The sequence below is a fragment of the Rheinheimera aquimaris genome, assembly GCF_020531985.1.
Taxonomy (GTDB): Bacteria; Pseudomonadota; Gammaproteobacteria; order Enterobacterales; family Alteromonadaceae; genus Alishewanella; species Alishewanella aquimaris.
Window position 1 is genome coordinate 506,079 of record NZ_JAJAVQ010000001.1, and the last position, 18,581, is coordinate 524,659.

Below are 18,581 nucleotides of genomic sequence, written 5' to 3' on the forward strand. Positions count from 1 at the left end.
ATCAGGCGTCACTCGTTTTTATTTTAAACACACTACAATACAGCACCGGCAGGAATATCAGCGTTAGCACTGTCGCAAAGCCTAAGCCAAACATGATAACTACCGCCATACTGGCGAAGAAATCGTCTGCCAGTAGCGGGATCATGCCAAGAATAGTGGTAATAGCGGCCATCGCTACCGGCCGAACCCGGCTTACAGCGCTGTGAAACACGGCGTGATAAGCCTGTTTGCCTTCTTCCAGTTCCAGCTTAATTTGCTCAACCAGTACAATACCATTCTTAATCAGCATGCCTGATAAGCTGAGGAAACCCAACAGCGCCATAAAACCAAAAGGTGCCCCCATCAGTTTTAAACCAAAACTGACACCGATGATGGCCAGCGGCACACAGGCCCAAATAACCAATGCAGAACGCATCGAGTTAAATAGCAGTACCGTGATAATAAACATGACCAGATACCCCATAGGTAAAGAACCAAACAGGGCTTTCTGTGCTTTTTGCTGCGCTTCAAACTCGCCGCCCCAGTTCAGGAAATAACCGGTCGGTAACGGTATTGCCTCTATCTGCGGTTTAACACGCTTGAGTAAATTAGCGGCGGTGTCATCACCGAGAATATCGTGATCAGCCATCACGGTAATAGTACGTTTACGGTCACGACGCTGAATTTGAGGGTCTTCCCATTGTAGCTCAAAGCCGTTAACTACCTGGGTTATCGGGATATAACGCCCGAGTTTGCTGCTAAATACCTGTAAATCATACAACGCGTCTATATTGTCACGCTCACTCAGCGGCGAGCGCACTACTATCGGCAGTAAATGCGTGCCATCCCGATACACGCCCAGTGTCTTACCCGATAAGCTGGTCAGCAATACATCATCAATGTCTTGTTTACTGATCCCGGCGCGGCGTCCCATGGCTTCATTAAACAGTGGCCGGATAACCTTTTGTCTGCCCCGCCAGTTATCGCGAATATTGCGTGCGCCGGGGTCGGCTTTTAATATCTGCTGTGCCTGGGCAGAAAGCTGACGCAGTACATCAGGATCCGCGCCACTAAAACGCGCTTCAATTTTGGCCGGTGTTGACGGCCCGACCTCCAGCCGCATCAGCTTAGCGTCTATAGCGGGATAATGGCTGTAAATATGCTCCCTTACCTGCTTCATCAACGCCGGTAATTGCGCTTTGTCTTCCATCCGCACAATCAGCTGGCTGTAACTGCTATATATTTTCTCCGGCTGGTACGTCAGCATAAAGCGCTCAGCCCCTCGTCCTGAGGTAGCTGTCACATTTGTAACACCATCCTGCTGTAGCAAATAAGTCATGATCTGCTTAGCCTGATCGGCAGAATAATGTATATCACTGCCAGCTGGCTGCCACAGATCCAGCAGAAATATCGGCGTGTTTGAAGGTGGGAAAAACACCTGCTTTACTTTGCCAAACACCAGCACACTGCTAACTAATAACAGTATCGTCAGGGCATAAGTAATAAAGCGGTGCCGCATTGCAGCTGTTAATACTGTGCGGTAAACATCAAATATTGCCCCGCGGTAAAGTGCCTCGTCATCTGCTGCTTGCTGGCTCTGTTGCAACTGCGATTTAAACAATAAACTGGCAAAGAACGGGGTTAATGTAATAGCCGTTACCCAGCTTAGCAACAAGGACACCAGCAGCACCCAAAACAGGCTGCCGGCAAACTCACCGGTCGCATCGCTCGATAGCCCTATCGGCGCAAAAGCCGTAATTGCTATCACAGTGGCACCAAGTAACGGCCATTGTGTTTGTTTTACAATCAAAGCTGCCGCATCAGCGAGCTTTAACCGCCGTTGTATACCAATGAGGATACCTTCGGTAATCACGATGGCGTTATCCACCAACATACCCAAAGCAATAATCAAGGCGCCAAGCGATACCCGCTGCAATTCAATTTGCATCTGCTGCATAAAAATAAAAGTGCCCAGCACGGTCAGGAGCAGGATCAAGCCGATTAAGATACCGCTACGCAGCCCCATAAATACCAGCAGCACAATAATAACGATAGCCACTGCCTCAGCCAGATTGACAATAAAGCCGCTGACCGAATTGGCAACCTCGTCAGGCTGGTTATAGATAGTGTGTAACTCAATACCAACGGGGCGGTTATAGTTAAGCTGCTGCAAACGCTGCGCTATCTGCTCCCCTGCATCCACTACATTGACACCGGCACTAAAAGAAATACCCAACGTCAGCGCATTTTCACCGCCATGGCGAATAATCTGGCTTGGCATTTCCGTTGGCGCGCGGTACACCCTGGCGATATCCCCCAGATAGATAAGCTCACTGGCTGCCGGATTACTGATAATCAGGCTTTCCAACTCTGATACCTGCTGAAATTCGCCGGTAGGATGAATTCGTAATCTGTCGGCATCCACTCTGATAGAGCCCGCATTAGACACAACATTCTGACTTTGCAGCAAACTGGCCAACTGCGACGGTGAAATACCCAGTGCAGCCAGTCTGGAACGGGACATCTCGACAATAACCTGTTCCTGTTGTTCGCCCCCAACCGCTACTTTGCCAACTGCGGGCACTGTTACCAGTTCGCGGCGCAGAAAATCAACGTAATCACGCAGTTCGTCATCGCTGAAACCTTCGCCGGTTACCGCATACAAAATACCGTACACATCTCCAAAGTCATCTTTAACCAGTGGTGTACCCACCCCAGGCGGCAACTTCCCCTGTAGGTCTGTAACTTTATGCCGTAGCTCATCCCAGATTTGTTTCAATTCACGGGCGCGGTAAATGTCTTTCATCTCTACCATGATCTGAGATAAACCCGCAGTAGATACTGACGTGACATGATAGACATAAGGTAATTGCTGAATCGCATTTTCCAGCGGGTAACTAACTTCTTCTTCTACCTGTTCCGGCGAGGCACCGGGATACTGTGTCACTATCATCGCTTGTTTCAGCGTAAACTGTGGGTCTTCCAATCTGCCAAGGCCGGTATAAGCGATAATACCGCCTATCAGTAAAATGGCTGCGAAGAGCCAGGATGAAGTACGGTTTGTGATGAAATAACTGGCTACACTCATGCTTACAGCCCCCGCTCCCGTTGCCAGGGCCTTACCTGCTGTCCTTCGCTAAGTTGCTGCACACCGGCGCTGACAACCTGTTCTCCGGCACTCAGACCTGACGTTACCGCAAGGCCGGCACTGCTTAACTCAGCGACCTGGATCTGGCGCTGGCTAACGGTACCCGTGTCGGGGTTGTACACCCAGACAAATTTGTCTTTACTGCTGACACTTTGCCCTGACGGGCTAAAAATGGCGCTGGGCGGAATATAACTGACGTTATTTTCGTACCGGCTTATCTTATCCATTTCCGCAACAACGTTGGCTGTCATGCCCGACAGTAAATTAAAGTCCTGTGGTGTAGGCATGGTAAATACAACCTTATAACTGTTTGTCGCCGGATCAGGCCGTGCATCCCACTCTTTAACTTTGGCGCGGTAGCGAAACTCTGGGTGCGAGTCAAAGATCACTTCTGGCTGGTAGTCGAGATCTTTCTTAACGTTAGAAATTACATCTTCAGGCACCTGAATAACGATATCAACATTATCGCGCAGCTGCAGTTCAAGCACAGGCTGCTGCGCTGCAACATTTTCATGGTTATCAACCAGTTGTCTGGAAATGATACCTGCAAAAGGCGCATGTAGTTCGGTATAACTTAATGACGCTTTACTGGTTTTTAAATCGGCGGCTGCTACCTGAAACTGTGCTTTTGCTTCATCAAATACTGACTGCGACACCAGCTTCTGATTAATCAGCTGCTCAGAGCGCTCAAACTGGGTTTTTGCCAGCTCATAGCGCGCGCTCGCCTGCTCTACAATCAGGGCAAAATCGGTTTCATCCAACTTAGCCAGTAGCTGGCCATCAGTAACGGTTTGTCCGGGCCGCACCAGAATTCGGGTCAGTTTGCCGCTTACCCGAAATCCCAGCCTGACATTTTCACTGGGCTCAACCACGGCCGGAAACTGCCTTATCACGCCAGCGCCGCCATTACCGACGGTATATAACTTAACCGGCCGTACTTCTTCAGCTGTGGCTTGCTCTGGCGCTGGTTCGCAGGCGTTTAACAATAATACTGACGACATTAAAAAACAGGGTAACAAAATCGTAGAGGTATATTTGGCTGGCATAATTAAATTCCCGCGAGGCAGCACGATAAATGTCGCATTTACAGCAACATATGAAGTAACAGTTTGAAAAGTATAAACCTGTTACCGGCTTTCAGAAAGCAAAAACCCGCCATAAACGGCGGGTAAATTGAGGTAACTTGCGGCTAACTCCTCAGAAGCGGTACGTTACACCCAGCTGGTATAATTCTTCACTGGTATCCAGGTAGTCAAACACAACCGCCGCACTCAGTGCCAGCGTAGGTTGCAGATACCAGCTGCCACGCACCGTCACGCTGTCTTCGTCAGCATTAACCACATCATCTGATGTCCAGTCATACGCAACACCTAAAGCAATATTGCGGCCGAAGTAATAATCTGCCGCTACGCCGAATTCAGATTCATCATCGCCTTTTACATCCATGTAATGCGCTTCAATGTTGATAAAGTTACCATTTTCCAGCGCAAGTAACTTCTTGGTGCTGATGCCATATTCAGTTTCGCTGCCCGCACCATCCTCCCGGTAATGGCGGGCATCGAGTTTAACCAACCAGTCGCTCTGAATAAAATAGCCACCGCTTAGCAGCACAACCCGATCGTCAGTCCCATTTAATTCAATTAACTGCGCTGAAGCATAAAAGTTATGGCTGTTATCTTTATATTCGCCACCGATGTTCCAGCCACTGATGCTGCCCTCAACCAAGCCGGTATCGATATTTAAATAGTTATAGCCAGCGTTAACACTGCTGCTACGGCTTAAAAAGCCCGCCTCGGCATAGGGAGCTTGGTTGCCTGTACTGACCGGCGCCAGATAAAAACGGTGTGACAACGTCCATTGTTGTAAATCACCATCAGAGGTATCAAGCCAGCCAAAGCTGGCATCGCTCTGATGCTGAAAAGTATTAGCGAAAGCGGAAACTGAGAAAGCTGCGATAAGTGTTGCCAGAAAAGTCTGCTTCATAACTGTCCTTAAAAATACCAATGCTAAGGGCCTTTGCACCTTGCAAGGCCGCGCGCATCCTAGCAGTTATGTCTGAACAAACAATTAATTGATTGTACAAAAACAGCTTAATTTGCAAGCAAATGCATCATTGTTACAAAGCGTGATAAAAAATCATCTGGCCTTGGCTAAATTTCAAGCAATGCCTGTTTCAGCAAGTGCACCTGATCACGCAATTTAGCAGCCTGTTCAAACTCAAGGTCTTTCGCATGTTGCAGCATTTTCTGCTCCAGTTGCTTAATATCGGCCTCAACCTGATAAGGTGTTTTGCCTTTAATCAGTCGCGCTTTCTCGGCAACCATAGGTAAGGCCGGTGCAGCATCCTGTCCCAGGTCCATCACATCAGCTACTTTCTTTTTGATGGCAGTAGGCGATATGCCATGTTCAAGGTTGAACTGTTGCTGCTTAGCACGACGGCGCTCCGTTTCATCTATCGCTTTCTTCATCGAGCCGGTAATACGATCTGCATACAGGATAGCCCTGCCCTGCAAGTTACGCGCAGCACGGCCAATAGTCTGGATCAGTGAACGTTCAGAGCGTAAAAAGCCTTCTTTGTCGGCATCCAGAATCGCGACCAGCGACACTTCTGGTATATCCAGGCCTTCCCGGAGCAGGTTAATACCGACCAAAACGTCGAATACGCCAAGGCGCAGATCGCGGATAATTTCCATCCGCTCAACGGTATCAATATCCGAATGCAAATAGCGCACTTTTACGCCATGTTCATTCAGATACTCGGTTAAATCTTCCGCCATTTTTTTCGTCAGCGTGGTGACCAGCACCCGCTCCTGGCGCTGGGCGCGGATAAAAGCTTCTGATAACAAATCATCCACCTGAGTAGCAACAGGCCGGATCTCTATTTCCGGATCCACTAAGCCGGTAGGTCGCACCACCTGCTCAACGACTTCGCCTGCAGAATGCTCCAGTTCATAAGCCGCCGGCGTGGCAGAAACGTAAATCCGCTGCGGTGCTATTGCTTCAAACTCATCAAATTTCAGCGGCCTGTTATCCAGCGCCGACGGCAAACGGAAGCCATAGTTAACCAGATTCTCTTTACGTGAACGGTCTCCTTTATACATTGCACCTATCTGGGAAATAGTAACGTGAGACTCATCAATAAACATCAGGCCATCTGACGGGAAATAATCCAGCAACGTTGGCGGCGGCTCACCATTAGCGCGGCCGGATAAATAACGTGAGTAGTTTTCAATGCCAGAACAATATCCCAGCTCAACCATCATTTCGATATCAAACAAGGTTCGCTGGCTTAGTCGCTGCTCTTCCACCAGTTTGTTATTTTGCAATAACTCATCTCGGCGCTGTTTTAACTCAAGCTTGATTTCATCGACAGCGGCCAGAATTTTTTCCCGCGGCGTAACATAGTGTGTTTTGGGGTATACCGTATAGCGGGTAACAACCTTCTCCACGGCACCGGTTAGCGGGTCAAAAATGCTTATCCGCTCAATCTCTTCATCAAATAATTCGACCCTGACCGCAACATCATCTGATTCGGCAGGAAAGATATCTATCACATCACCACGCACCCTGTAGGTTGCACGCTGAAAATCAATGTCATTACGGCTGTATTGCAACTCGGCCAGGCGGCGCAGAATAAAACGCTGATCGACAATGTCTCCCACTTTCAGATGCAGCAGCATTTTCATATAGGACTCAGGATCACCCAGACCATAAATCGCCGACACCGAGGCAATAATGACCACGTCACGCCGCTCCATCAGTGCCTTAGTCGCCGATAACCTCATCTGCTCGATGTGTTCATTTATCGATGCATCTTTTTCAATAAAAGTATCGGTTGAGGGCACATAAGCTTCTGGCTGATAATAATCGTAATACGACACAAAGTACTCTACGGCGTTGTGGGGGAAAAACTCTTTCATTTCACCATACAGCTGCGCCGCCAGCGTTTTGTTGTGCGCCATAATCAGCGTTGGTCTGTCAACGCTTGCGATGACATTGGCCATCGTGAATGTCTTTCCTGAGCCGGTTACGCCCAGCAGTGTCTGATGAGCAAGCCCCGCTTCCAGGCCCTCTACCAGCTTGCTGATCGCCTGCGGCTGATCTCCGGCAGGCTTATATTGTGAAACCAGTTCAAATGCGCGTGTCATGCAGTAACCTCCTGTAAATTGCGTACTACAGCGCGGTTAAACCAGCGCCAGGCCAGCGTTGCGGTAAATGCATTCGCCAGCACACAGCCGATAAATAAACCGGTTATGCCATAAAGCTTGCCCCCAAGCCAGGCAAAAGGCACATAAAACACGAACAACCTGATCAGGCTTAATACCAGAGCACTGCCGGGCAAATGCAACGCATTGAAAGAAGAATTCGTTAAAATAGTAATGCCCTGCAAGCCATAGGCCAGCGGTACTATCCAAATAAACTGGCATAAAATCCTAATCACTTCAGGCTCATCACTAAACAGTGTGGCAACCGGATAGGCCAGCACGGCCAGCAGCAAATAGATACCAAACTGCCATAGCATGACAAACCGGGCACATAACCGGTATGCCTGCTGTACCCGTGACATTAAACCCGCACCGTAATTCTGACTGACAAAAGGCGGTAATGTCATTGAAAGAGCCAGCACCACCAGGCAGGCAATGCTCTCCAGCCTGGCACCTACACCAAATGCCGCTACCGCAGCCGCGCCATAACTGGCCATGATGGCTGTTAGTATGCCCATCGCCAGTGGTGTCAGCATATTTGCCCCGGCCGCAGGCAAACCAATACGCAAAATTTTGCGGCAAATACTCAATAGCAATATCGGTTTAATCCAATTGGTTGTTATTAACCCGCGTTTCACCAGTAAATACAGTATGAGTGCAGAACCAAATACCCAGGAGATAACAGTCGCAATGGCAGCACCGTGCATTCCCATTGCGGGGAGTGGCCCCAAACCGAAGATCAATATCGGGTCAAGTACAGCATTCACCAGGCCGGAGCATGCCATAATAATACTCGGCGTTTTCGTATCGCCCGAGGCCCGCAGTACAGCATTGCCCACCATAGGCAGCACCAGCAATACCGCACCGCAAAACCAGATATCCATATATTGGCGGATGTAACTTAGCGTGTCGGTATCAGCACCTAATGCGGTAAACAACGGCACGGTAAAAACATAACCCAGCACTGCCAGCACGGCAACAAGCAGCGCCGACAAACACAAAGCGACCTGACCATCAGTTCTTGCCTCTGTCAGACTACCCGCCCCCAATGCTTTTGCAATAACGGCTGAGGTACCGATACTTAAACCAATCGATAAACTGATCAGCGTAAAAGACACCGGAAAGGTAAAACTGATTGCCGCAAGCTGCACAGTTCCGAGCATACTGATAAAAAAAGTGTCAACCAGATTGAATGTCATTAAGGTGATCATACCAACCAGCATGGGCAGTGTCATCGCGACCAATGTTGGCTGAATGTCATCTTTTGTCAGTGAATATGAGGTTTTTTTAGTGGTCATAAATTCAGGCTGGAGTATTGGTAGTGCTATTGTAGAGAAAAGCGCCATGGCAAACCATGCTGTTTTGTCCTGATTTTCCGCCTTCCGGCAGTATTTAGCTTAATTAGCAAGTTGGAAAATAGTTCACAATTCCGCCGCCACTGACTTTTATCTGTCATAAGCCGTAGGAACGACAAACAATAAAAACATAAGCCTTTGTTTTAAAATACAATTAATTTTCATCGCAACTTGCTTGACGACCAGCAAAGCCAGCAGAATCAAGACATGCAAACGCTACCTCGCATATCATTCACAGAGTTATCCACAGAAACTGTGGGTAACTCGCTATAGTCCTTATAATCTGTGGTAAATTCTGAAGCAACTAGTATCCGCCAGCTAGCCGTTTTAACAGCAAAGTTAAAAGCGCTAATCAGGGGCTTTGTTCAAACATTACGCAAGTAATCCAAGTTCGTGAAAATCAGTGATTCAAAGTGTTGACAGGGGGTATAGCTGGCATTAGTATTGCGCCCCGTTGAATGCTGTTCCCTAGTAGCTCAGTTGGTTAGAGCGGCGGACTGTTAATCCGTAGGTCACTGGTTCGAGTCCAGTCTGGGGAGCCAACAGCATAATAACAAAGAGTAGTTTTACCCTTCCCTAGTAGCTCAGTTGGTTAGAGCGGCGGACTGTTAATCCGTAGGTCACTGGTTCGAGTCCAGTCTGGGGAGCCATCTAAATATGTAATCTTCAATTCCCTAGTAGCTCAGTTGGTTAGAGCGGCGGACTGTTAATCCGTAGGTCACTGGTTCGAGTCCAGTCTGGGGAGCCATTTATACCGTCTGTATTTTCCCCCTGCTTGTCGTAATTTGTATATTTATCACTATTTTTTTGATTTAATTAGCTTTCTATTGCAGCTGCCTAAAACTATATTATGCATTAGGACAAGGAAGCTGGTTATATCTGGTGGTCAATGCTTATGAGAATATTGCGAACTTTACTTATCAGTCAATTACTGTCAGCGCTTGTGCTTGCCGGTGCGGCGATGGTTGTTTTGGTCAAATACACCCAACAGCAGCTAAACAGTTCTGAGGATAATATCCGAATCGCGATTGAGCAAATTCTGAATCATCATATTACCGGTGACGGTAAGGTACTGAGCCGTCAGTTAGATCGCAGTTTTAATCTTAAGAAACTGCGCATCAGTCAACTGGATGACACTGTTTTGCATGAGCAGAATAGCAATACAGATGGGGCGCCAGTTGCCACACTGCTGCTGCAACTTTTTGGCACTGAGTTTAAACAACAGACGCTGCGCAATCAGGAGCAGAATATTCAGCTCAGTTACCAGTTGGATTTCACGGCACGCCTGCAACAATTTCAAATTATGCTGTTAATACTGGTACTCCTGCCATTTTTGTTAGGCTGGATACCTGTGCTGTTAAGCAAAAGCAGTATTAGCCGCAGTTACCGGCGTACTACATCGGCAGTTAATGAGTTAATCGACCGCTTTATTAAGGATCCACAAAAAGCTGAGCCAGATTGGCAAAAGATCCCCGCCGAATTTTCAGATATCAATACCGCATTGCAAAAATTGGCACACTATACCCGTAGCCAGTTTAACGAAATGACCGCCAATGCACAGCATATTGCGGAAGAAGCCTACAAAGATCCGGTAACCGGTTTGCCGAACCGTAATCGTTTTGTGCAATATTACGAAGAAAACATCCGCCAGAACGAAAACAACGATTTCGGCATTTTTGGCATTACACGGTGTACCGAATTACAGACGCTGAATCAAACCCGTGGCTTTCAGGAAGGTGACACTTATGTACGCGAAGTGGCCGAGCTGATTAAAAAGCTGTGCGGCTCTTACAAAGATCACCGGGTCTATCGCCTCAACAGTTCAGATTTCGGCATTTTGTTACCACGGGTAACGCCAAAAGAAGCTGAGAACTTTGCACTGCAGCTGCAAAGCAGGCTAAATGAGTACCAAAAAAACGCAGAGCTTGATTCAGTTGCCTATACCGGCCTGGTCAGCTATGAAGCCGGTAAGGCTTTAGGTGAATTACTGGCCATTGCCGATACGTCAATCAGTTTGGCTCAGACGAAACAACCTAACGCCTGGCACTTGCAAAAAGAATCTGCCGCGATGGAAATGTCCAGTGGCGGCTACGGTAACCAAAACTGGCGCAATGTAATTGACGATGTGCTGACTAACCATCGCATCAGCTTACTGACGCAATTAATACAGCCATCCAACCGCTCTGCCAAGGCCTATTCTGAAATTCTGGTAAGGTTCAAAACGCAGGAAGGTCAGATATTACCTACAGCATCATTCTTGGCGATGGCTGAAAAACTTGATCGGATAGTGGCTGTTGACCGGCTGATCATTGAAACCGCCCTCACGACGATTAAAAATAAAAATCTGCAGGATCAGTATTTTGGTTTGAACCTATCTGCCCGTTGTCTGCATGATGATCAGTTTATTATCTGGCTGGAACGCCGTTTGTTAAAAGATGCACATATTGCTGCCAAGCTGGTTTTCGAAGTAACTGAATTTGGCATGCAGCAAAACCTGAAAACCAGTAAACGCTTTATCGATATGGCTCACCGTGCCGGTTCCCGGGTCACGGTAGAGAAATTTGGCGTTGGTATTACATCATTCAAGTTTTTCCGCGATTTAAAACCCGACTACGTGAAAATGGACGGCAGTTACACCCGCCATATTAATGAAGACAAGAACAATCAGTACTTTATGCGCCTGATGATAGACCTCGCTCACCGTATCGGTGTGGGTGTTTTTGCCGAGAGTGTAGAAACACAGGAAGAAAAGCATATGCTGGAGTCTTTGTTTATTGATGGCAATCAGGGCTATTACGTCGGGAAGCCGGCTGCGCTGTAGCGAAAAAATGCAGCTGTCATTCCGCTACAGCTGCAACAACCCTACGATTTATCAGGTTGTGTCGCTGTTAGCTTAATAGCATAATATGGCCCTCATTTTTCCCGAGCGATACGATGACTGAATTTCTGTTGTTGTTAATCAGTACCGTACTGGTGAACAATTTTGTGCTGGTAAAATTCCTCGGCCTCTGCCCTTTTATGGGCGTGTCAGGCAAGCTGGAAACGGCTATCGGCATGTCACTGGCTACTACCTTCGTTTTGACACTGGCGTCTCTGTGCAGTTATTTGGTGGATTATTACCTGCTGGCACCACTGGACCTGCTTTACCTGCGTACGCTGGCGTTTATTCTGGTTATCGCTGTAGTAGTGCAATTTACTGAAATGGTGGTGCATAAAACCAGCCCGACGCTGTATCGGTTGCTGGGCATTTTTCTGCCCCTTATCACGACAAACTGTGCCGTATTGGGTGTTGCACTGTTGAACGTAAACGCCCGGCACAACTTTGTAAATTCGGTAGTGTATGGTTTTGGTGCTGCTGTTGGCTTCTCTTTGGTGCTGATCCTGTTTGCTGCCATGCGTGAAAGATTGGCGGCTGCTGATGTACCGGTACCTTTTAAAGGTGCGGCCATTGCCATGGTAACAGCTGGCCTGATGTCATTGGCCTTTATGGGCTTTACCGGATTGGTGAAAGCCTGATGACATTGCTTACTGCTCTCATTGCTATAGGTCTACTAGCACTGCTGTTTGGTGCTGTGCTCGGGTACGCGGCTATCCGCTTTAAAGTAGACAGCGATCCTTTGGTTGACCAGATAGATGACATACTGCCTCAGACACAGTGTGGCCAGTGCGGCTATCCGGGATGCAAACCCTATGCTCAGGCTATTGCTGACGGCGATGACATTAATAAGTGCCCGCCAGGTGGCGAAGCGACCATCCGTAAACTGGCCGATTTACTCGGCGTTGAAGCCAAACCACTTAACGCCGCCCAAACCGAAAACGTAAAGCGCGTAGCCTATATCCGCGAAGATGAATGTATAGGTTGCACTAAATGTATTCAGGCCTGTCCGGTCGATGCCATAGTGGGCGCATCCAAACTAATGCACACGGTATTGGTCGACGAATGCACCGGCTGCGATCTCTGTGTCGAGCCTTGCCCGGTAGATTGTATTGATATGATCCCACTCGCCAGTACACCAGAGCGTTGGAAATGGGATTTAGCAGCCATTCCGGTTCGGATGGTGGAGTAACGCCATGCCCAGTTTATTTAAGCAAATTCAGGCGGGTACCATCTGGGATTTCCACGGTGGCATACACCCGCCATCACGTAAGCAAAGCACCAGCCAAAAACCCGCTGCAGTGATGCCACTGCCCGACAGATTATATATTCCGTTACGCCAGCATATCGGCGTCGCCGGCCAGTTATTAGTAAAAACCGGTGAGCGGGTGTTAAAAGGTCAGCCATTAACCAGCGCTGATAACTCTATGACGGTGCCGGTACATGCCCCAACGTCGGGTACCGTACTGCAAATCACACCGCATACCAGCCCTCACCCATCCGCGTTACCTGAACTAACGTTGGTGCTTGAGCCAGACGGCCTGGATGAGTGGCGTGAGCGTGAGCCGCTGAACTTTGCCAGTAGCGACAAAATGCAATTGTTGAACCGGATCCAGGAAAGCGGTATCGCCGGTATGGGCGGCGCTGGCTTTCCTACCCACTTAAAAACCGGCGTTAACCAGCCGGTAGACTATCTGATCATCAATGCCGTTGAGTGCGAGCCCTATATTACCGCAGATGACTTACTGATCCAGGAAGCCGCTACCACTATCGTCAAAGGTATTGATATCCTGTGCCGCCTGCTCAATCCCAAAGCGGTGCTGATTGGTATTGAAGATGATAAGCCTATCGCAGCAGCGGCTATGATGGCCGCCTGCAGTCAGCGCGAACATTATTATGTTCGCGAGGTACCAACCAAATACCCGTCAGGCGGTGAGAAACAACTGATCCAGCTGCTGACCAATAAAGAAGTACCCAATGGCCGCCGTCCACTCGATATCGGTATTGTGATGCAAAACGTCGGCACGGCGTTTGCCATTGCGCAGGCGGTTCTGGATGACCATCCTCTGATTTCACGCATTGTTACAGTAACCGGAGACACGCTAAGCCAGCCGCAAAACGTTATAGCGTTGCTTGGCACGCCGGTATCAGATTTATTGCAGTACTGTGGCTTCCAGCCCGAGCCGGTGCAACGGGTTATCATGGGTGGCCCGATGATGGGTTTTACACTGCCGGATTTAAGTGTGCCGGTCGTTAAAACCACCAACTGTATACTGGCGCCAACGGCAAAAGAGATGCCAGCCCCCGCGCAAGAGATGGACTGCATACGCTGCAGTGCCTGCGCAGATGCCTGCCCTGCCAGCCTGCTACCACAGCAGTTACTCTGGTACAGCAAAGCCAAAGATACTGACAAGTTAAAAGAATATAATCTGGCAGACTGCATTGAATGTGGTGCCTGCGCCTACGTCTGCCCCAGTGAAATACCGCTGGTGCAATATTACCGTGTTGCCAAGGCCGAACTTCGCGAGCAGCAGCGCGAAGCGTTAAAAGCAGAACAAGCCAAAGCCAGATTTGAAGCGCGTAATGCCCGGCTGGAACGTGAAAAACAAGAGCGGTTAGAGCGTAACCAGCAACTTGCAGCAGCACGCCAGCAACAACAGCAAGCATCAGGCGCTAATACAGCTGTTGTGGATGCGCTGGCCCGTATTAAAGCAAAACAAACACAAGCAGCAGCGTCGGAAGACGAGCGAAGCAAAGCTCAGCTGCAAGCCGAGCGCGAGCTGAAAAAACAGCAAGCACGCGAGTACCAGCAACAAAAGGCAAAGGCAGCCCAGCAACAAGCTGATGCTGAGCCATCATCTGTACAACAGCCCTCTGCTACTGCAGCTGTATCGGATAAAGCCTCTGCTGTGGCAGCAGCCATAGCACGCGCTAAAGCGAAAAAGGCAGCGCAGCAGACTGAGCCAGCGGATACTGATAACACTGCTGCGAAAAGCACTGACAATGCGGATGCGCAACACCAGACCGATCCGCGTAAAGCGGCCATTGCAGCCGCCATCGCCCGGGCAAAAGCCAAACAGCAGACACAACAAGTGCAGGACGCCACTGCTGATAACAACGCTGAACCGGCTGGCGAGGTTGCTTCACCACCGCCGGCTACTGAATCCGACCCGCGTAAAGCGGCCGTTGCGGCAGCACTGGCCCGGGCCAAAGCTAAGAAAGCTCAGGATAGCGCAAAGGGTAATGAGCAGACTGAACAAGTTACCTCAGCGCAACCAGCCGAGCCCGATGAAGCTGGCAAGAGTATTACCGGTGCATCTGAGCCGACAGATAAAGATACAGATCCACGTAAAGCCGCGATAGCTGCGGCTATTGCACGGGCTAAAGCCCGTAAACAAGCCGACAGTGAGAAGTCATGAGTTTTAAAATAGCCAGTTCACCGCACCAGCACAGTCAGCGCAGCACATCGCAGCTTATGCGTTTGGTTGTACTGGCCTGCATACCGGGCATAGCCGTGCAGGCGGTGCTATTTGGTTACGGTGTGTTAATTCAGCTATTACTTGCGGTGATCACAGCCTGGCTCAGTGAAGCTTTAGTGTTAATGCTACGCCGTAAAGCCGTATTTATCAGGTTAAAGGACAACAGTGCCATGCTGACTGCGGTGCTGCTGGCTGTGGCTATTCCACCTTATGCGCCCTGGTGGATAATTGTCATCGGTACGGCTTTTGCCATCATTATGGTAAAGCAGCTATATGGCGGCCTGGGTAACAACCTGTTTAACCCGGCGATGGCGGCCTATGTGCTGCTATTGGTGTCTTTTCCGCTGCAAATGACGCAGTGGTTACCCCCGCTTTCATTACAGAGCGTGACGCTAACGCCACTTGATGCCGTGTGCAGTATTTTTACGCAGTACAGTTGCAGCGGTTTTAGCCTTGCACAACTGCAAGCCAACGTTGATGGCGTAACGATGGCGACACCACTGGATACTTTAAGAACCGGGCTCAGCCGAGGCCTGACACTGGACGAAAGCCTGCAAAACCCGGTGTTCTTCGCCTTTGCCGGTGCAGGCTGGCTGTGGGTGAATCTGGCCTATCTGGTCGGTGGTTTAGTCTTAATTCAGCAAAAAGCTATTGGTTGGCGTATTCCTGTCGCGGTTCTGGCCAGTTTGTTTGTGTTATCGGCTGTTGCAAGCCTTGCAGCCCCCGACAGCATCGCAGGGCCAATGTTTCACTTATTCAGTGGCGGCACCATGCTGGCGGCCTTTTTTATCGCGACCGATCCGGTATCCGCTTCAACCACTAACAAGGGCCGGCTGATATACGGCGCGCTGATTGGTTTATTAGTGTTTCTTATCCGCAGTTTTGGTGGTTATCCGGATGCGTATGCCTTTGCAGTATTGCTGGCCAACATGACGGTACCATTGATTGACTACTATACCCGGCCACGAACCTACGGCCATAGGCAAAGGAGCGAGCTGAAATGATAAAGGCAATCAGCAAAAACGCTCTGGCGCTGGCTGGTGCAGCAGCATTTTGTGTCGCGATACTGGGCATGGTAAACCAGCAAACCGCCCCGCGTATTGAAGAGCAGCGTCAGGCCAGCAAAATGGCAATACTGACTGAAGTGCTGCCAGGCATTAAAGTGACCTCTTCGCTGTTGCAGGACTGCGTGCTGGTGCAGGATGAACAGCTTTTAGGTCGGCCTGGTACGCAGCAGCTATATCGCTGGCGTGACGGTAACGAACTGCACGCCTACATTATTGAAACCACTGCGCCCGATGGCTACAGCGGCAATATCGATTTAATTGTCGCGCTTCAGCCTGATGGCACGGTATTGGGCACCCGGGTGCTAAACCATCAGGAAACACCGGGGCTGGGTGATAAAATTGAAGCGCGTCGCTCGCCATGGATTTTTAGTTTTAGCGGCAAAGTAGTAACAGCAGACAACGCCGGCAAATGGGCAGTACGCAAAGACGGCGGTGACTTTGACCAGTTCACCGGCGCCACCATTACCCCGCGAGCCGTTGTTAAAGCCGTGCGCAATGCCGTACTCTATGTGCAGCAACATGCCGAGCTGGCCACTCAGGCTGCCAACTGTTCGCAATAACAAGGTAGAGTAACAATATGAGTCAATTTAAAGAGCTGACAATACAAGGGCTGTGGAAAAACAACCCCGGCCTCGTTCAGCTACTGGGTCTGTGTCCTCTGCTGGCCGTAACGGCGACCGTAACCAATGCACTGGGTTTGGGCGTCGCAACCTTGCTGGTGCTGGTTGGCTCAAACGTCACGGTATCGCTGGTACGCAATCATGTTGCCAGCGAGATCCGCATTCCGGTGTTTGTACTGATTATCGCCAGCTTAGTGACGGTGGTACAGCTGTTGATGAATGCTTATACCTTTGGCTTGTATCAGTCGCTGGGCATTTTTATCCCATTAATCGTCACTAACTGCGCCATTATTGGACGGGCTGAAGCTTTTGCATCAAAAAATGCTCCGCTCCCCTCGGCGTTAGACGGTTTTATGATGGGTCTGGGCTTTATGCTGGTACTGCTGGTACTCGGAGCTATGCGCGAACTGCTTGGCCAGGGCACCTTATTCGATGGTGCCGATTTATTGCTTGGTGATTGGGCTAAAATGCTTCGCATCGAGGTTTTTGCAGTCGACAGTCATTTTCTATTAGCCATGCTGCCACCCGGTGCCTTTCTGGGCATGGGCTTATTAATCGCGCTGAAAAACGTTATTGATAATAAACTTAAGCAAAAACAAACCATTGAAAAAGGCAGCATTGCCCGCGCCCGTGTAACCGGCGCTGCGCAGTAAACTGCCGGATAAAAAATGAACAAACAAAAACGTATAGAAATATTAAGCCGGCTGCGCGAAGCAAACCCGGAGCCTACGACAGAGCTTGAATACAGCTCGCCTTTTGAATTGCTGATTGCGGTTTTACTGTCAGCACAAGCCACAGATGTCGGAGTCAATAAAGCCACCAGACACCTGTTTCCGGCAGCCAGAACGCCACAGGCTATGCTGGATTTAGGCGTGGACGGCGTTAAACATTATATTAAAACCATTGGCTTATTTAATACCAAAGCCGAAAACGTCATTAAAACCTGCCGTATTCTGGTAGAGCAGCATGGTGGTGAGGTTCCCGAGAACCGCGAAGCTTTAGAGGCCCTACCGGGCGTTGGCCGTAAAACGGCTAACGTGGTGCTCAATACCGCGTTTCGCTGGCCTACCATAGCAGTCGATACACACATTTTCCGTGTATCTAACCGCACCAAACTGGCACCGGGCAAAAACGTCGATGAAGTCGAGCAGAAGTTGCTTAAAGTGGTACCAAGTGAGTTTAAACTCGACGTTCACCACTGGCTTATACTGCACGGCCGCTATACCTGCGTGGCACGCAAGCCACGCTGCGGCAGCTGTATTATTGAAGACTTGTGTGAGTTTAAAGAAAAGACTGAAGACTAAAGACTAATGGCAGAAATGGACTTAAATGTTGCTGATGAAAGCTCATTACTAAAAGAAACGAAAAGCTTGTTACGCTCATTTCGATCCCCTTTATTTATATCCGGTGTGATTTTGGGCGCTGGATCCACATGGAGCATAACTCATTTAATTATGAACATACTCCATGAAGCTTCGCTTTCTGAATTCAGAACAAAATACGAGATTTCAATGTCAGAATTTAACGTAGAGGTCATGAGTAAAGACGAGGAGCTAAAAAGACAAAAATGGGAATACTCCAAACTCACATCAGATTTCGAAGGGTTGAATAAGTCTTTCAATGAGCTTAGCAACAAATACAAAAGCGCTCTGGATTTTCATTACAACTACTGTAAAGAACAAGTAAGAAGCGTTAAGCTTTCACACTCTGCATATCAGAGCATGAAGCAAGCTATTCAATTTGACACACCTCAATCGCCGATTGAACATGCTCTTTACAATGTTTATACCTTAGCTGAAAAATGTGTGAACCGATTCGAAAATTAATACTTTGATACTTGCCCACCAAAGTAT

At 48.9% G+C, this 18,581-nt stretch carries 14 protein-coding genes and 3 tRNA genes; 12 read left to right on the forward strand and 5 right to left on the reverse strand.

Annotated elements, in window-relative coordinates:
- Position 1: 1 nt before the first annotated feature.
- The 5 genes from LHL18_RS02290 to LHL18_RS02310 all read right to left on the reverse strand — a co-directional run bounded on the left by LHL18_RS02290 (position 2) and on the right by LHL18_RS02310 (position 8,630).
- Positions 2-3,067, reverse strand: coding sequence for an efflux RND transporter permease subunit (locus tag LHL18_RS02290; RefSeq protein ID WP_226765600.1), 3,066 nt, complete (start codon positions 3,065-3,067; stop codon positions 2-4).
- Positions 3,068-3,069: 2 nt separating this feature from the next.
- Positions 3,070-4,128 carry an efflux RND transporter periplasmic adaptor subunit gene (locus tag LHL18_RS02295; protein WP_226765601.1) on the reverse strand — a complete coding sequence of 353 codons (1,059 nt, stop codon included), beginning with the start codon at positions 4,126-4,128 and terminating at the stop codon, positions 3,070-3,072.
- A 196-nt stretch (positions 4,129-4,324) separates the two neighbouring features.
- On the reverse strand, positions 4,325-5,110 hold the full coding sequence (locus LHL18_RS02300) for a putative porin (protein ID WP_226765602.1): 786 nt from the start codon (positions 5,108-5,110) through the stop codon (positions 4,325-4,327).
- Between the two features lie 167 nt (positions 5,111-5,277).
- Positions 5,278-7,275: an excinuclease ABC subunit UvrB gene (gene uvrB, locus LHL18_RS02305; protein ID WP_226765603.1), complete on the reverse strand. Its 1,998-nt coding sequence runs from the start codon at positions 7,273-7,275 to the stop codon at positions 5,278-5,280.
- The gene (locus tag LHL18_RS02310; RefSeq protein WP_226765604.1) at positions 7,272-8,630 is read right to left on the reverse strand and encodes an MATE family efflux transporter; all 1,359 of its coding nucleotides are present in this window, start codon (positions 8,628-8,630) and stop codon (positions 7,272-7,274) included. Before LHL18_RS02310 ends, uvrB begins: the two co-directional genes overlap by 4 nt.
- A 522-nt stretch (positions 8,631-9,152) precedes the next feature.
- Here LHL18_RS02310 and LHL18_RS02315 point away from each other — a divergent pair.
- From LHL18_RS02315 to LHL18_RS02370, 12 genes are all read left to right on the forward strand, one after another.
- Positions 9,153-9,229: transfer RNA gene (locus LHL18_RS02315), tRNA-Asn, on the forward strand.
- 31 nt (positions 9,230-9,260) lie between these two features.
- Positions 9,261-9,337 (forward strand) — tRNA-Asn (locus tag LHL18_RS02320).
- Positions 9,338-9,358: 21 nt separating this feature from the next.
- Positions 9,359-9,435, forward strand: a tRNA-Asn gene (locus LHL18_RS02325).
- A gap of 147 nt (positions 9,436-9,582) precedes the next feature.
- A complete protein-coding gene (locus LHL18_RS02330) occupies positions 9,583-11,508 on the forward strand; it encodes an EAL domain-containing protein (RefSeq protein WP_226765605.1) in 1,926 nt (641 codons plus the stop codon).
- Between the two features lie 113 nt (positions 11,509-11,621).
- Positions 11,622-12,203 (forward strand): electron transport complex subunit RsxA, encoded by a 582-nt coding sequence (gene rsxA, locus LHL18_RS02335; protein ID WP_134054377.1) that lies wholly within the window; start codon positions 11,622-11,624, stop codon positions 12,201-12,203.
- Positions 12,203-12,754, forward strand: a complete 552-nt coding sequence (gene rsxB, locus LHL18_RS02340; protein WP_134054375.1) for an electron transport complex subunit RsxB — start codon at positions 12,203-12,205, stop codon at positions 12,752-12,754. The genes rsxA and rsxB overlap by 1 nt, the downstream gene beginning before the upstream one ends.
- A gap of 4 nt (positions 12,755-12,758) precedes the next feature.
- A complete protein-coding gene (gene rsxC / locus LHL18_RS02345; RefSeq protein WP_226765606.1) occupies positions 12,759-14,981 on the forward strand; it encodes an electron transport complex subunit RsxC in 2,223 nt (740 codons plus the stop codon).
- Positions 14,978-16,045, forward strand: coding sequence for an electron transport complex subunit RsxD (rsxD, locus tag LHL18_RS02350; RefSeq protein ID WP_226765607.1), 1,068 nt, complete (start codon positions 14,978-14,980; stop codon positions 16,043-16,045). Before rsxC ends, rsxD begins: the two co-directional genes overlap by 4 nt.
- The gene (gene rsxG, locus LHL18_RS02355; RefSeq protein ID WP_226765608.1) at positions 16,042-16,668 is read left to right on the forward strand and encodes an electron transport complex subunit RsxG; all 627 of its coding nucleotides are present in this window, start codon (positions 16,042-16,044) and stop codon (positions 16,666-16,668) included. Before rsxD ends, rsxG begins: the two co-directional genes overlap by 4 nt.
- 17 nt (positions 16,669-16,685) lie before the next feature.
- Positions 16,686-17,381 (forward strand): electron transport complex subunit E, encoded by a 696-nt coding sequence (locus tag LHL18_RS02360; RefSeq protein WP_226765609.1) that lies wholly within the window; start codon positions 16,686-16,688, stop codon positions 17,379-17,381.
- Between the two features lie 15 nt (positions 17,382-17,396).
- The gene (gene nth / locus LHL18_RS02365) at positions 17,397-18,032 is read left to right on the forward strand and encodes an endonuclease III (protein ID WP_226765610.1); all 636 of its coding nucleotides are present in this window, start codon (positions 17,397-17,399) and stop codon (positions 18,030-18,032) included.
- A 6-nt stretch (positions 18,033-18,038) separates the two neighbouring features.
- A complete protein-coding gene (locus LHL18_RS02370; RefSeq protein WP_226765611.1) occupies positions 18,039-18,554 on the forward strand; it encodes a hypothetical protein in 516 nt (171 codons plus the stop codon).
- The last annotated feature ends 27 nt before the right edge of the window (positions 18,555-18,581 follow it).